13 protein-coding genes and 1 pseudogene are annotated in these 13,304 nt (G+C 61.1%); 1 reads left to right on the plus strand and 13 read right to left on the minus strand.

All coding sequences use genetic code 11. The annotated features are described in order from the left end of the window. Positions 1–10: 10 nt before the first annotated feature. From EPN96_06360 to EPN96_06420, 13 genes are all read right to left on the minus strand, one after another. Entirely contained in the window at positions 11–655 is a 645-nt protein-coding gene (locus tag EPN96_06360; GenBank protein ID TAL17222.1) for a riboflavin synthase, read from the minus strand. A 4-nt stretch (positions 656–659) separates the two neighbouring features. Beyond that, positions 660–1,760: a bifunctional diaminohydroxyphosphoribosylaminopyrimidine deaminase/5-amino-6-(5-phosphoribosylamino)uracil reductase RibD gene (gene ribD / locus EPN96_06365; protein ID TAL17223.1), complete on the minus strand. Its 1,101-nt coding sequence runs from the start codon at positions 1,758–1,760 to the stop codon at positions 660–662. Next, a complete protein-coding gene (gene nrdR / locus EPN96_06370) occupies positions 1,760–2,209 on the minus strand; it encodes a transcriptional repressor NrdR (GenBank protein TAL17224.1) in 450 nt (149 codons plus the stop codon). The genes ribD and nrdR overlap by 1 nt, the downstream gene beginning before the upstream one ends. 33 nt (positions 2,210–2,242) lie before the next feature. Continuing rightward, positions 2,243–2,683, minus strand: coding sequence for a dCMP deaminase family protein (locus EPN96_06375; GenBank protein ID TAL17225.1), 441 nt, complete (start codon positions 2,681–2,683; stop codon positions 2,243–2,245). 14 nt (positions 2,684–2,697) lie between these two features. Then, positions 2,698–4,404: a ribose 5-phosphate isomerase B gene (gene rpiB / locus EPN96_06380; protein ID TAL17226.1), complete on the minus strand. Its 1,707-nt coding sequence runs from the start codon at positions 4,402–4,404 to the stop codon at positions 2,698–2,700. A gap of 9 nt (positions 4,405–4,413) precedes the next feature. After that, entirely contained in the window at positions 4,414–5,655 is a 1,242-nt protein-coding gene (gene fabF, locus EPN96_06385) for a beta-ketoacyl-[acyl-carrier-protein] synthase II (protein ID TAL17227.1), read from the minus strand. A gap of 108 nt (positions 5,656–5,763) precedes the next feature. Continuing rightward, complete coding sequence (acpP, locus tag EPN96_06390) at positions 5,764–6,006, minus strand: acyl carrier protein (GenBank protein ID TAL17228.1); 243 nt, start codon at positions 6,004–6,006, stop codon at positions 5,764–5,766. Between the two features lie 30 nt (positions 6,007–6,036). Then, a complete protein-coding gene (fabG, locus tag EPN96_06395; protein ID TAL17229.1) occupies positions 6,037–6,774 on the minus strand; it encodes a 3-oxoacyl-ACP reductase FabG in 738 nt (245 codons plus the stop codon). Further along, positions 6,774–7,706: a [acyl-carrier-protein] S-malonyltransferase gene (gene fabD, locus EPN96_06400; protein TAL17230.1), complete on the minus strand. Its 933-nt coding sequence runs from the start codon at positions 7,704–7,706 to the stop codon at positions 6,774–6,776. Before fabD ends, fabG begins: the two co-directional genes overlap by 1 nt. An 88-nt stretch (positions 7,707–7,794) precedes the next feature. Continuing rightward, on the minus strand, positions 7,795–8,790 hold the full coding sequence (locus EPN96_06405) for a ketoacyl-ACP synthase III (protein TAL17231.1): 996 nt from the start codon (positions 8,788–8,790) through the stop codon (positions 7,795–7,797). A 24-nt stretch (positions 8,791–8,814) separates the two neighbouring features. Then, entirely contained in the window at positions 8,815–9,882 is a 1,068-nt protein-coding gene (gene plsX / locus EPN96_06410) for a phosphate acyltransferase PlsX (GenBank protein ID TAL17232.1), read from the minus strand. A 21-nt stretch (positions 9,883–9,903) separates the two neighbouring features. Then, the gene (locus EPN96_06415) at positions 9,904–10,095 is read right to left on the minus strand and encodes a 50S ribosomal protein L32 (protein ID TAL17233.1); all 192 of its coding nucleotides are present in this window, start codon (positions 10,093–10,095) and stop codon (positions 9,904–9,906) included. Between the two features lie 82 nt (positions 10,096–10,177). After that, positions 10,178–10,729, minus strand: coding sequence for a hypothetical protein (locus EPN96_06420; GenBank protein TAL17234.1), 552 nt, complete (start codon positions 10,727–10,729; stop codon positions 10,178–10,180). 1,231 nt (positions 10,730–11,960) lie between these two features. Here EPN96_06420 and EPN96_06425 point away from each other — a divergent pair. Next, a pseudogene (locus tag EPN96_06425) lies at positions 11,961–12,605 on the plus strand (hypothetical protein). The last annotated feature ends 699 nt before the right edge of the window (positions 12,606–13,304 follow it).

The raw sequence follows: 13,304 nt of genomic DNA on the forward strand, positions 1-13,304 counted from the left end.
TAGTCCGGGGCTATCCGAAGAAGCCCGCTTCGGCAAGTTTTTCCATGGTCAGCCCGCCCCCGGCGCGTTCCCGGCCGAGGAGCTTTTCCACGTATTTTCCAAGTATATCAGCTTCGAGGTTTACCGCTTCGCCCGGCTTTTTTCCGTCGAGGGTGGTCCGCGAAAGGGTGTGCGGTATCAGCGCGACCGAAAAGCCTTCGCCCGCAATCGAAGCGACCGTAAGGGAAACTCCGTCAACGGCGACGGAACCCTTTAGCACAAGATAGCGCGAGACCTCCGGGGGCGCAAAGAAGGTCAGGGTCTCAAACTCGCCCTCCCTCTTACGGGAGAGAAGTTTTCCCGCACCGTCTACGTGGCCGGTGACGAAGTGGCCTCCGAGCCGGTCCATCGGCCGAAGCGCCCTTTCGAGATTGACTCCGGAGCCGGGGGAAAGCCCGCCGAGATTCGACTTTTTCAGGGTCTCGGGGCTCACGCCCGCCTCGAAATAATTATCGCCGATTCCGTCCACCGTCAGGCAGACCCCGTTGACCGCTATCGACTCGCCGAGGATAAAATCAGCGGTCGGAAGGGAGGTCTCGAAGCGCATCTTCCTTCCCGAGGAGAGAACCTTCGAGGAAACCATCCTGCCCACGTCGGCGACTATTCCGGTGAACATAAGCTTACTCCCCGATACGGCCGGTTACGTAGAGGTCTTCACCCGCGCGCGAAACCTCCACTTCCGAGAGCCCGACGGCGGCGGACATGAGCTTTGGTCCCTCGCCGGAGAACATCGGCACGCCTTCTCCCCCGAGCATCCGGGGCGAGTAGAAGAAATGGCACCTGTCCACCAGCCCCGCCGCAAGAAACTCCCGCGCGGTGCGCGCCCCTCCTTCGAGGAGAACTTCCATGCGGCCGAGAGAGTAGATTTTTTCCAGAACCGCCCTTAAATCCATCGCGCCGCCGGTCCCCGCGCGAAACACCCTCGCGCCCTTGGCCGCGAGAGCTTCTTCCAGCTTCTTGTCAGCGTCCGGGGCGCAAAAGACGAGGGTGTTCCCCGCCCTGCCCTCCCCGAACATCCGGAGCGAGGGAGAGACCTCCAGCCTGCTGTCTATGACGGCCCGCAGGGTCTCCTCCTCTTCGCTCTCCGGAAGCCGGACGGTGAGTTTCGGATCGTCGCGGTTCGCGGTCCCGGCCCCCACCATCACCGCCCCGCACCGCTTGCGAAGGAGGTGAACCAGCCGCCTGCTCTCTTTCGACGAGACCCACTTCGAGTCTCCGGCGCTGGTAGCGATCTTTCCGTCCAGGGTGGCGGCAAGCTTTAAATGCACGAAAGCGCGCTTTTTAGTCACCGAGAGGAAGAACCCCTCGTTCAGCCGCCCCGCCTCCTCCCGCAAAACCCCCGTCTCCACCTCCAGCCCCGCCGAGCGGAGCTTTTGAAGGCCGCTTCCGGCGACGAGGGGGTTTTGGTCTTCGATTGCGGCGACGACCCTTTTGATTCCGGCAGCGATTATGGCGTCGGCGCAGGGAGGAGTCTTGCCGAAGTGTGAACAGGGTTCGAGGGTAACGTACATATCCGCCCCCCTCGCCTTTTCGCCCGCCCCGCGCAGCGCTTCGATTTCGGCGTGGGGGCCGCCGGGAAAGCGGTGATAACCCCTGCCGACAACCGCGCCGTCCCTGGCGATTACCGCGCCGACGGCCGGGTTCGGAGAGGTCTTGCCTACACCCTTTTTCGCCAGTTCGAGGGCCAGCCCCATGTAAAGCTCGTCGGCCCTCCGGCTCATTATTTCAGAAGGTCCCTAAGGGTGGTCATGAACTCGTCGAGATCGCGAAAATCCCTGTAGACCGAGGCGAAGCGGACGTAGGCCACTCCGTCGAGGTTGCGAAGCTCCTTCATCACCGCCTCGCCGACCTCCCGCGTCTCGACCTCGCGCGCGCCCTTTTCCTGTATCTCGTGTTCGATGCGGTCGGCTATCTCCTGAATCGTCTGGGCGGAGATGGGCCGCTTCTCGCAGGCTTTCTGGAGGCCGGAGACTATCTTCTGCCTGTCGTAGGGTTCGCGGGAGCCGTCCTTCTTGACGAGAAGGGGCATAATCTCTTCCACCCGCTCGTAGGTGGTGAACCTCCGGTTACAGGCTTCGCACTCGCGCCTGCGGCGGATGACGTCGCCTTCCTTGGCGGTGCGCGAGTCAATGACCCTGTCGTGGTTTTCCTGGCAATATGGGCAGCGCAACTCACACCTCCAAAGGTATCGTCGGTATCAGCTTCAAATTTTAATCAGTTCGACCCCCGCCTCGGTCAGCATGGCGAGGCTCATTTCGTCGGCGTAACCTTCCATGTAATAGACGCGGCGTATCCCGGCGTTGATTATCATCTTCGTGCAGATGATGCAGGGAAGGTTGGTGCAGTAGAGGTCGGAGCCCTCCATCGCCAGCCCGTAGCGGGCGGCCTGAATGAGGGCGTTTTGCTCGGCGTGGAGCCCGCGGCAGAGCTCGTGGCGCTGCCCGGAGGGTATCCCAAGCTGGTCGCGCAGGCACCCCACGTCGATGCAGTGGGAGACCCCGGAGGGAGCGCCGTTGTAGCCGGTGGCCAGCACCCTCTTGTCCCTGACCAGTATCGCTCCTACCTTCCTTCTGGTGCAGGTGGAGCGCTTCGCCACGAGGGAGGTTATCTCCGAAAAATATTCATGCCAGGAGGGACGGGGCAAGTTCTCGTTTTCCTTCAGCAGATGCGCTCTGCCCGCATAAGGTGGGAGTAAAAGGGGAACTTTCTGCAAAGGTCCAGCACTTCGCCTCTCACCTCGGCCTCGGTTTTGGCGTCGCCCACGTTTTCAAGGACGCGGATGATGAGAGAGGCTATCTTGTCCATCTCGTCCACGCCCATCCCCCGGGTTGTGACTATGGGGGTTCCGATGCGGATTCCGCTGGTGACTGTGGGAGGAAGCTTGTCGTAGGGGACGGCGTTTTTGTTTACCGTTATACCGGCGCGGTCGAGGGATTTCTCCGCCGCGTCGCCGGTGAGACCCTTGCCGGAGAGGTCGAGGAGGAAGAGGTGGTTGTCCGTCCCTCCGCTGACCACCTCGAAACCGGCCTTCTTCAGGTTTTCGGCCAGAGACTGGGCGTTGGTGACTATTCTGGAGCCGTATTCCTTGAAGGCGGAGCCCATCGCCTCCCTGAAGGCGACCGCCTTGGCCGCGATGGTGTGGACCAGCGGCCCGCCCTGAAGCCCGGGAAAGACGGCCTTGTCCACGGCGGCGGCGTGAGCGCTGCGGCAAAGGACCAGCCCGCCCCTCGGCCCGCGAAGGGTCTTGTGGGTGGTCGAGGTAACTATGTCGGCGTGGGGGACCGGGCTCGGGTGGGAACCTCCGGCGACCAGCCCGGCGATGTGGGCCATGTCAACCATAAGGTATGCCCCGACGGAATCGGCTATCTTGCGAAAGCGCGGGAAGTCGAGGGTGCGGGAGTAGGAGCTTGCCCCCGCCACCACCATGCGCGGCTTCGCCTCCCTCACCAGCGTTTCCATCTTGTCGTAATCGATAATGCCGGTGGAAGACTCGACGCCGTAGTGGAAGATGGAGTACTGGCGGCCGGAGAAGCTGACCTTCGCGCCGTGGGTGAGGTGTCCGCCGTGGGCCAGCGACATGGAGACTATCGAGTCGCCGTGGCCGAGGAGGGCGTAGTAGGCGGCCATGTTCGCGGCGGACCCCGAGATCGGCTGCACGTTGGCGTGGTCGGCCCCGAAGAGGAGCTTCGCCCGCTCAATCGCAAGCCGCTCGACCCTGTCGGAGTATTCGCACCCGCCGTAGTAGCGGGCTCCGGGGTAGCCTTCGGCGTACTTGTTGGTGAAGACGGAGCCCTGAGCCTGCATGACGGCTTCGGAGGCGTAGTTTTCGGAGGCGATGAGGACAATGGTGTCCTCCTCTCGCCTGACCTCTCCCTGAATCGCCTCGAAGACGTCCGGGTCGGTGACCCCGAGGCAGCGGCCCGCCCCGTAAAGCCCTTCCATGTCGGCTATCTTGGCGATGCGCTTTTCGTGCCTGCCGCCCTCGAAGGCGGCGCTTCGCCATATGTTCACGAATTTAAGGGCATTCTCGGTGGAGGTTGTGCGGCCGCCGATGACGATCACGTTGGCGTCGTTGTGCTCTTTGGCCATTTTTGCGCTGAATTCGTCGGCTACAAGCGCGGCGCGCACGCCGGGAACCTTGTTCGCGGCGATGGACATGCCGATGCCGGTGCCGCAGATCAGAATCCCTTTAAGGCCGGAATCCTCCGAGACCCTGCGGGCCAGTCTTACGGCGAAATCGGGGTAGTCCACCGATTCGGTGCCGGTAGTGCCGAGATCGACTACCGTCTCCCCCGTGCTCTCAAGGTGCCTCTTTATGGCCTCCTTGGCCTCGAATCCGCCGTGGTCGCTTGCGATGAGTAACATAATCCTACCTCAACTGAATTTCTTGAAGAGCAGCGTGGCGTTGGTGCCGCCGAAGCCGAAGGAATTGGAGAGCACCGCCCTTACCTCGGCCTTTCGCGCGACATTGGGCACGTAATCGAGGTCGCATTCCGGGTCGGGCGTTTCGTAGTTCATGGTGGGGGGGACGATGGAGTCCCTGATGGCGAGAACCGAGAAGATCGCCTCCATTGAGCCGGCCGCGCCGAGGCAGTGGCCGGTGACGGACTTGGTGGAGCTTATCATGAGCTTCCCCGCGCGCTCGCCAAAGACCGACTTTATCGCCAGAGTCTCGAAATAGTCGTTCAGCGGCGTGGAGGTGCCGTGGGCGTTTATGTAGTCCACTTCCCCGGGCGTGACCCCTCCGGTTCTCATCGCCATCTTCATGCAGCGCGCCGCGCCGTCCCCCTGGGGGTCGGGCGAGGTTATGTGATAGGCGTCGCAGGTGGCCCCGTAACCGGCCAGTTCGGCGTAGATGGTGGCGCCTCTCTTTTGGGCGTGCTCCAGAGATTCAATGATGAGAATGCCGCCGCCCTCGCCCATGACGAAGCCTTCGCGGTCCTTGTCGAAGGGCCTGCTGGCCCTCTCCGGCTCCTCGTTGCGGGTCGAAAGAGCGCGAAGGGCGTTGAAGCCGCCGACGCCGAGGGGGGTTATCGTCGATTCCGCCCCGCCCGCTATCGCAACGTCGATGTCGCCGCGCCTTATGGCGTGGGCCGCCTCTCCTATGCAGTGCGCGCCGGTGGCGCAGGCGGAGACGATGGACATGTTCGGCCCCTTCGCCCCGGTTTGCATAGCGACGTAGCCGGGAGCGAGGTTGACGATGACCATCGGTATGAAGAAGGGGCTGACTCTCCTGGGCCCTTCTTCATCGATTATCTTCTTCTGGCGCTCGATCTCGGGAAGTCCGCCGAGACCCGCGCCTATGTAGACGCCCACTCTCTCGGCGTTTTCCGGATCGACCTTGAAACCGGCGTCATCCAGCGCCATCGAAGAGCACGCGATGGCGTACTGGATGAAGGTATCCATCTTTTTGACTTCTTTCCTGTCTATCCAGACGGTCGGGTCGAACCCCTTGACCTCGGCGGCGATGCGGGTCTTGAACCCGGAGGCGTCGAATTTGGTAATGTTGCCTACGCCGCTTTTACCCGCCAGACAGGCTTCCCACGTTGATTCCACATCGAGCCCCAGGGGCGAAACGCACCCCAGCCCGGTCACGACCACTCTATTGTCGGCCACGAGAATCCTCCATAAACCCGCCTTAAGCGGGTTCACTTAGGGAAGGGAGTCGCTTTGGGGCGGCTCCCCTCCCTAAGACAGGGTGAACATTGATCTTCCGGTAAGTCCTCAGCCTTCCAGCTTGGACTTGATGTAGCTTACCGCGTCGCCGACGGTGCGGATCTTCTCGGCGTCTTCGTCGGGGATTTCCTGGTCGAATTCATCTTCAAGGGCCATGACCAGCTCGACGGTGTCGAGGCTGTCTGCGCCAAGATCCTCCTGGAAGCCTGCTTCGAGAGTCACTTTCGCGATATCGACGTCAAGCTGCTCGGCAATGATCTTCTTTACGGTTTCTTCAATGTTCGCACTCATTTTTTACCTCTTCAAACAAATTTTGGGGCATCAGGACAGGTAAAGGCCCCCGTTGACGTGAATAACCTGGCCGGTGATGTAGCCCGAAGCGTCGGAGGCGAGAAAGGCGACCATGTTCGCGATATCCTCTCCCGTGCCCAACCGGCCAAGCGGAATCCTTGTTAAAAAAGCCGCCTTCTGCTCTTCCTTGAGGGCGGCGGTCATGTCGGTTTCGATAAAGCCTGGGGCGACGCAGTTGACGCGAAGCCCCTTTCCGGAATATTCGAGCGCCAGCGAGCGGGTAAGGCCTTCGAGGCCCGCCTTGGCGGCGCAGTAGTTCGGCTGGCCGGGGTTGCCGGTCGCCGCCACCACGCTGGTGATGTTGATTATCGAACCGCCGCGGTTCTTCAGCATCGGCCGGAGGAACGCCTGCACGCAGCGGAAAGCGCCGGTGAGGTTCGAGTCGATTACCGCGTCCCACTCTTCTTTTTTCATCCGCATCGCGAGATTGTCGCGGGTTATCCCGGCGTTGTTGACGAGAACGTCCACCTTGCCCAGCGCCGCGATGATGTCTGAGGCTGCTTTCGTCACAGATTCTCCATCGGTCACGTCCAGGGCGAAGGGGTGAGTGTCGCCGCCCAGCTTCTGCGCCGCTTCCTTCGCCGAATCGAGGTTTCTGGCCGTCAGCGCGACCTTGGCCCCGAGACCCGCGAGCCTGGACGCTATGGAAAAGCCGATGCCGCGGTTGGCGCCGGTGACGAGGACTGTTTTCTGGCTCAGATCGATCATTACAGAACCTTTATGCAGGCGTCGAGGGTCTCGGCGTTTTCTACGTTAAGGACCGCGGCTTTTTCCTCGATGCGCTTTATAAGGCCGCTAAGGACCTTGCCAGGCCCGACCTCTATGAAGGTGTCCGCCCCCATTTCGGAAAGAGCCTTAACGCAGCCCTGCCAGAGTACCGGCGAAAACACCTGCTTGCGGAGCAGTTCGGGTATCCTCGCCGAATCCGTATTCCTTTTGGCGTCCGCGTTGGCGACGACGGGGAATATGGGGGTTGAAAATTTTACCTTCGCAAGCTCACCGGCGAGTTTTTCGGCCGCCGGGTTCATCAGCGAGCAGTGGAAAGGCGCGCTGACTTCGAGCTTTACCGCTCGCTTCGCGCCGGCGGACTTGAGCGCCTCCGCGACCTTCAAAAGGGTGTCGGCGTGGCCGGAGATCACGACCTGGCCGGGGCAATTGTCGTTGGCCACCGCCGCGAGCTTGCCTCCGGTGGAGTGCTCGGCGCATATCGCCTCGACCCTGGCGGTGTCAAGGCCGAGAACGGCGTACATCGCGCCTTCTCCCACCGGAACCGCCTCCTGCATGAACTGCCCGCGCTTTTCGACTATTCTCACGGCGTCGGAAAATTCCATCGCTCCGGAGGCCACCAGCGCGGAGTACTCCCCGAGGGAGTGGCCGGCCATCGCTATCGGACGAAGCGAGACCCGCGAAGAAAGGGCGCGGAAAACCGCAACCGAGGCGGTGAGTATCGCCGGCTGGGTGTTCCAGGTGAGCGCCAGCTCTTCCCTGGGGCCGTTTTCTATGAGCGACGACAGGGGTCTTCCAAGGGCGGCGTCGGCCTCTTTGAAGACCGCCTGCGCTTCGCGGTATTGTTTAGCGAGTTCCAGACCCATGCCCGCGTACTGCGAGCCCTGGCCGGGAAATACCAATGCGTAAGTCATCTTTTCCCACTCAGGCAATAAAGCGAATTACCCCGGTTTTAATCAGACGGTAATTCTAAAGGAGCGTCCGCCAAGGCGCAAGGCGATTCTACCAACCCACCACGGCTGCCACGGCGGTAGCCCCCGCGCCGAAGGCGTCGAGAAGAATCTTGTCGCCGGGCTTCACCCTTCCCTCCCTCACGGCTTCGTCGAGGGCTATCGGGATGGACCCGGCCGAGGTGTTGCCGTACTTGTGCACGTTGACGTAGATCCGCTCTCCCGGAATATCGAGTCTCTTTCCCATCGCCTCGATAATCCGGAGATTGGCCTGATGGGGTATCAAAAGGTCGATCCCGGAGGGCTCCATTCCCGCATCCTTCAGGGCTTCGTCGGCCATCGAAAGCATGGACCGGACGGCCATCTTGAAGACTTCGTTGCCCTGCATCTTAAGGGTGTGGAGTTTTCCCTGCACGGATTCCAGTGAAGCGGGAATGCGGCTGCCTCCCGCGGGCTGGTTCAGAAGGGGCCAGGTGGAGCCGTCCGAGGAGGCAGCGGCGCCGAGTATCCCTCTGCCCTCTTCGGTGGTGGGGCCGAGGACTACGGCTCCGGCCCCGTCACCGAAAAGAACACAGGTGGAACGCTCGTCCCAGTCGAGCACCCGGCTCAGAATCTCCGCCCCGACGACGAGGGCGTGGTTGTAAAAGCCGGTGGAGATAAACTGGTTGGCTATCAGCATGGAGTAGAGGAAACCGCTGCAGGCGGCGCTGATGTCGAAGGCCATCTGCCCCTTGGTCCCGAGCTTGTGCTGCAGCATGACCGCCGTCGAAGGGAACATCATGTCGGGGGTGGCGGTGCCGACGATAATCAGGTCCAGGTCCGAGGGTTTGAGCCCCGCCGCGTCGAGAGCCCTCCGGGAGGCCCGAAGGCAAAGGTCGCTGGTAGCGTCGCCCGGGGCGGCTATGCGCCGCTCGCAGATGCCGGTGCGCTCGCGTATCCACTCGTCGCTGGTATCGAGAAACTTCTCGATATCCTTGTTCGTCAGAATTTTTTCGGGAATATCCGACCCTGTGCCCAGAATCGCCCCCCGCCGGAGGTTTACGCACATATTATGTCCTTTTATGTCCTTCGTTCAGGAGTTGATGGATTTCTCGGAAGGATTCTTCCAGAAGCCGCGCTCTTTTGTCGAGGCCCATTTTTCCTGGTCAGCGCACGCATTCAGTTTTTCCATCATGTGAAGTTCGAGCCTGCGCTCGGCGTACCTCGCCGCCGCCGTTATCGCGGACTTTATGGCCTGAGCGTCGGAAGAGCCGTGGCAGATCATCGCCACGCCGTTGACCCCCAAAAGGGGCGCTCCGCCTATCTCGCGGTAGTCCGTCCTCTTTCTTATGGCCGCGTAGACCCCCTTGGAGAGGAAATACCCGACCCTGCCCAGAAAGGACTTCTGGTACTCTTCCTTCAGCATCCCGGATATCAGGGAGGCGACGCCCTCGGACGCCTTGAGAAGAACGTTGCCGGTGAAGCCGTCGGTAACAACCACATCGGCCTCGCCGTTGAAGACGTCCCGCCCCTCGACGTAGCCTATGTACCTTAGCCTCATCTCCCGCAGCATCTCGTGGGTCGCGCGCGTCAGCTCCGTGCCCTTGGAGGACTCCCCGCCGTTGGAGAGGAGCCCTACTCTCGGGAACTTTATCCCCAGAGCGTCGTGGGCGAAGACCTCACCCATCACCGCGAACTGGACGAGGTTCCTGGCGGTGCACTCTACGTTTCCGCCCACGTCGAGGACTATGGTGAAGCCGCGCTTTGAAGGCATGAGCGTGGCTATCGCCGGGCGCTCGACGCCTTCAAGGAGCCGCAGGGAGAGCATCGCCTTGGCCATGAACGCGCCGGAGTTGCCCGCGCTCACCGCGGCGTTCGCCTCGCCCTCGCGCACAAGGTCGAGCGCGACCCGCATGGAGGAATCCCTCTTCTGCCGCAAAGCCGAAGCCGGAGATTCTTCCATCGTTACGATCTGTGAAGCGTGATGTACGGAGATTGGGAGCCGCCTGATCCGCCGGTAGCGGTCAAGCCGCTCGTAGATCAGATCGCGATCGCCGACAAGGATCACATGGCTGCCGGTTTTGCGGGCGGCCAGAACCGCCCCGTCGACAGCCGCGTCGGGGGCATTGTCGCCCCCCATTGCATCCAATGCGATACGCATTGCGCATCCCGGAAGTGAAGGTTACTCCTCGGCCTCCGGAGCCTTTACAACCACCTCGCGCCCCTTGTAGGTTCCGCAGGCGGGGCATACGTGGTGGGAAAGCTTGGACTCGCCGCACTTCGGGCAGGTGTCCAGATTCGGAGCCGAAAGGGCCAGATGTGAACGGCGCTTGTTGCGTCGGGTGACCGACTGCCGCCTTTTGGGGACTGCCATTTTTACTTCTCCTCGTAGGTTTTTTTAGCTCGTAGCCGAAAGTAACTTATACCAGACTTTTTGCCGAAAAGACAAATTCGCTTTATTTTTTTGGTTTCAGCCCGGCCAGCACCGCAAAAGGCGAGGAGGGCGGGGCGCTTTCGCACCCGCACCCTGAAACCGCCTGCTTTTTGCCGCACTTCGGGCAAAGCCCCTTGCAGGAGGGAGAGCAGACCGGATGCTCCGGTATCGCCAGGATCATCTGCTCGATGAACAGCTCTTCGAGATTGATCCCGTCGCCCGAGATATGGTCTACCTCCAGCTCGGCGGCGGAAAGCTCGAATTCTCCGGGCGTGTTCTCGAACCCCAGAGGCTCCGTGGTGAGATCGAGGTGGACGTTCTCCTTGATTACCAGGGAAAACTCTTCGAGGCACCGGACGCAGGAGAGCGTCACCGGCACGCTGAACTTTCCTATAACGAAAACGTCCGGGCCGGACTTCATTACGGTGGCGAAGACTTCCATGTCGCCGCACCCGAGAACTTCCTTAACTTCTCTTTGGTGAAGCTCCAGCATTATCCTGTCAGCCGGAACGGTAAATTCCAGAGACTTCCCCTCCGGGGGAATCGTGTCGAGCTTAACCATTTTCGGATTCAAGCCGTAACTCCTTGGCTCGCGGATTTAGCGAGCGGCTAATTATAAGAAATAATACCCCCCAGTCAAGGCATATTTCCACCCGTATATACGCCCTTTCCCTTGTAATTGCAGTGACGCATCGCCTAGAATGCTGTAATATAAGAGTTTAGTTTTGTGAGTTTTTATTAAGGGAGAAACCTGCACGATGCGGGGAAAAATATTTACTGCCTCATTGCTCGCCCTGGTAGTCTGCGGCTCGTCCTGGGCGATGCCGTCGGCGGAAGCCGTCAAACGAAAGATCGCCGGAAACGAATACCAGAGCAGGCGTCAGAACGAGGAAGCCCAGAAGCAGTACATGGAAGCGTTGCGTCTGGAACCCGGCTACAGCGACGTTCATTACAATCTCGGCATTCTTTACTTCTACCGCCTCGAAAACGACCCCCTGCGTTACCAGAAAGCTCTCTACCACCTGAACGCCTACAGGCTTCTCGAACCGGGCGCGGGCGACATGGCCAACGTTATCACCCACATCCGCCAATCCATCGAAAAGATAGAGGAGGAGGAGCGGCAAGCCTTTCAGAACGCCGTGCTCGACGGGACAAAAGAAGGGCTTGAGAAGTTTCTTTCGCGCTACGAGGCGGGCTACTACGCTGACCGCGCCAGGGAACAGCTTCGCGCCCTCAAGGAATACGAAGACATAAAATCCCGGCAGGACGCCGAGATACAGTCCGCTTTCGGCCGGGCGCTGGCCTCCGGCGCTCCCGAGGAGATGGACGAATTTCTGAAGAACCATCCCGATTCCCCCCAGGCCCCGGAGGCACGGACGGTGCGCGCCAAGTGGCTCGAAGCGCGAGGCCGCGAAGAAGCGGAGTATATCACCGCGACAAAGGCCGACACCGTGGGGGCGCTCGAAACCTTCGCCGACAAAAACCCTAAATCGCCTCTCGCGCAGAAGGCCCGAGCCCGCGCGGCCCACCTCAGTTCCGCTTCGGACGCCCTGACCCTGGCCGAAGAGTCCGGGTCTCCCACTGCCATTGAAAAATTTCTGGAAATTTACGGCGACACCCCCTACCGCATAGAGGCTCTGGAGGTTCTTGAGAATTTCCGCAAGGCCGAAGTCGAAAAGGCAGCCGCGGGAGAAGCCCGCAATCTGCTCGGTGGAAGCGCATCCGCTCCCGTTCCTGCGCCCGCTCCCAAGGATCTGAAACTCTCCGGCGAAGACTTGAAGCTTCTCCAGCCCGAGGAAGCCGCCAAGGCGGAAGCCCAGAAGGCAGCCGCCGAGAAGGCGGAAAAGCAGAAAAAGGAGCGCGAAGCCGCCTCCGAAAAGGCCGCCAAAGAAAAAGCCGAGGCTGAGAAAGCAGCCGCTGAAAAGGCAGCCGCTGAGAAAGCTGCTGCTGAGAAAGCTGCTGCTGAGAAAGCTGCTGCTGAGAAAGCTGCTGCCGAGAAAGCTGCTGCCGAGAAAGCTGCTGCCGAGAAAGCTGCTGCTGAGAAAGCTGCTGCTGAGAAGGCTGCTGCTGAAAAAGCTGCCGCCGAGAAGGCCGCAAAGGAAAAGGCCGAACGCATAGAGGCCGAAAAAGCCGCGAAGCTGAAGGCCGACAGGGAAGCCGCCAACGCGAAAAGCGCCGCAGAAAAAGCCGCGATAGAAAAGGCGGCGAAGGAAAAAGCGGAGCGCGAAGCTGCAGCCCGGCTTGCCAGGGAAAAAGCCGAACGCGAAGCCGCCGAGAAGGCTGCCGCCGAGAAGGCTGCCGCCGAGAAGGCTGCCGCCGAGAAGGCTGCCGCCGAGAAAGCCGCCGCTGAGAAGGCCGCTACCGAGAAAGCCGCCGCTGAGAAAGCCGCCGCTGAGAAGGCCGCTACCGAGAAGGCCGCTACCGAGAAGGCCGCTACCGAGAAGGCCGCTGCCGAGAAAGCCGCCGCCGAGAAAGCCGCTGCCGAGAAGGCCGTCGCTGAGAAAGCCGCTGCCGAGAAGGCCGTCGCTGAGAAAGCCGCTGCCGAGAAGGCCGTCGCTGAGAAAGCCGCTGCCGAGAAGGCCGTCGCTGATAAGGCTGTTACCGAAAGGATGAACGCCCTTAAGCTGGCCAAGGAAAAAGCCGACCTTGAGGCGGCTGAAAAGCAGGCCCGGGCGAAAGCCGCCGCGGAGAAGGAAGCCGCCGAGAAAGCCGCGGCCGAAAAGGCGGCTCTTGAAAAGCTGGCCAAAGCGAAGGTCGCTTCCGAACAAGCTGCGGCTGAGAAGGCTGCCGCCGAGAAAGCAGCCAAAGAAAAGGCTGACCGCGAGGCGGCTGAAAAGCTCGCCCGGGAAAAGGCCGCAGCCGACAAGCTGGCGAAAGAAAAAACCGATCTCGAAGCGGCTGAACAGCTTGCCAAAGATAAGGCCGCCGCTGAGAAAACCGCTCAGGAGACCACTCCTACGAAACCCGAAACGGTTGATCCCAAGCGCGGCAAGCTGGACAAGATCAAGCAGTGGCAGCTAAAGACCAAAGAGGTCGACTCGAAAAAGCCTGACGAACCCGCCACTACCATGGACTTCGCCCCCAAGGCGCAGGAAGTTGCTCCCGTCAAACAGTACTCTCCCGAGGCAGCGGCAAGCCCGCTCGCCCCG

It is taken from the genome of bacterium (genome assembly GCA_004322275.1).
Classification (GTDB): Bacteria; Desulfobacterota; Deferrisomatia; order Deferrisomatales; family BM512; genus SCTA01.

Excerpts from the sequence above, each read along its gene's own strand:
- EPN96_06360 (TAL17222.1), bottom strand. The coding sequence starts at position 655 with ATGTTCACCGGAATAGTCGCCGACGTGGGCAGGATGGTTTCCTCGAAG.
- ribD (TAL17223.1), bottom strand. The coding sequence starts at position 1,760 with ATGAGCCGGAGGGCCGACGAGCTTTACATGGGGCTGGCCCTCGAACTG.
- rpiB (TAL17226.1), bottom strand. The coding sequence starts at position 4,404 with ATGTTACTCATCGCAAGCGACCACGGCGGATTCGAGGCCAAGGAGGCC.
- acpP (TAL17228.1), bottom strand. The coding sequence starts at position 6,006 with ATGAGTGCGAACATTGAAGAAACCGTAAAGAAGATCATTGCCGAGCAG.
- fabG (TAL17229.1), bottom strand. The coding sequence starts at position 6,774 with ATGATCGATCTGAGCCAGAAAACAGTCCTCGTCACCGGCGCCAACCGC.
- fabD (TAL17230.1), bottom strand. The coding sequence starts at position 7,706 with ATGACTTACGCATTGGTATTTCCCGGCCAGGGCTCGCAGTACGCGGGC.
- EPN96_06405 (TAL17231.1), bottom strand. The coding sequence starts at position 8,790 with ATGTGCGTAAACCTCCGGCGGGGGGCGATTCTGGGCACAGGGTCGGAT.
- plsX (TAL17232.1), bottom strand. The coding sequence starts at position 9,882 with ATGCGTATCGCATTGGATGCAATGGGGGGCGACAATGCCCCCGACGCG.
- EPN96_06415 (TAL17233.1), bottom strand. The coding sequence starts at position 10,095 with ATGGCAGTCCCCAAAAGGCGGCAGTCGGTCACCCGACGCAACAAGCGC.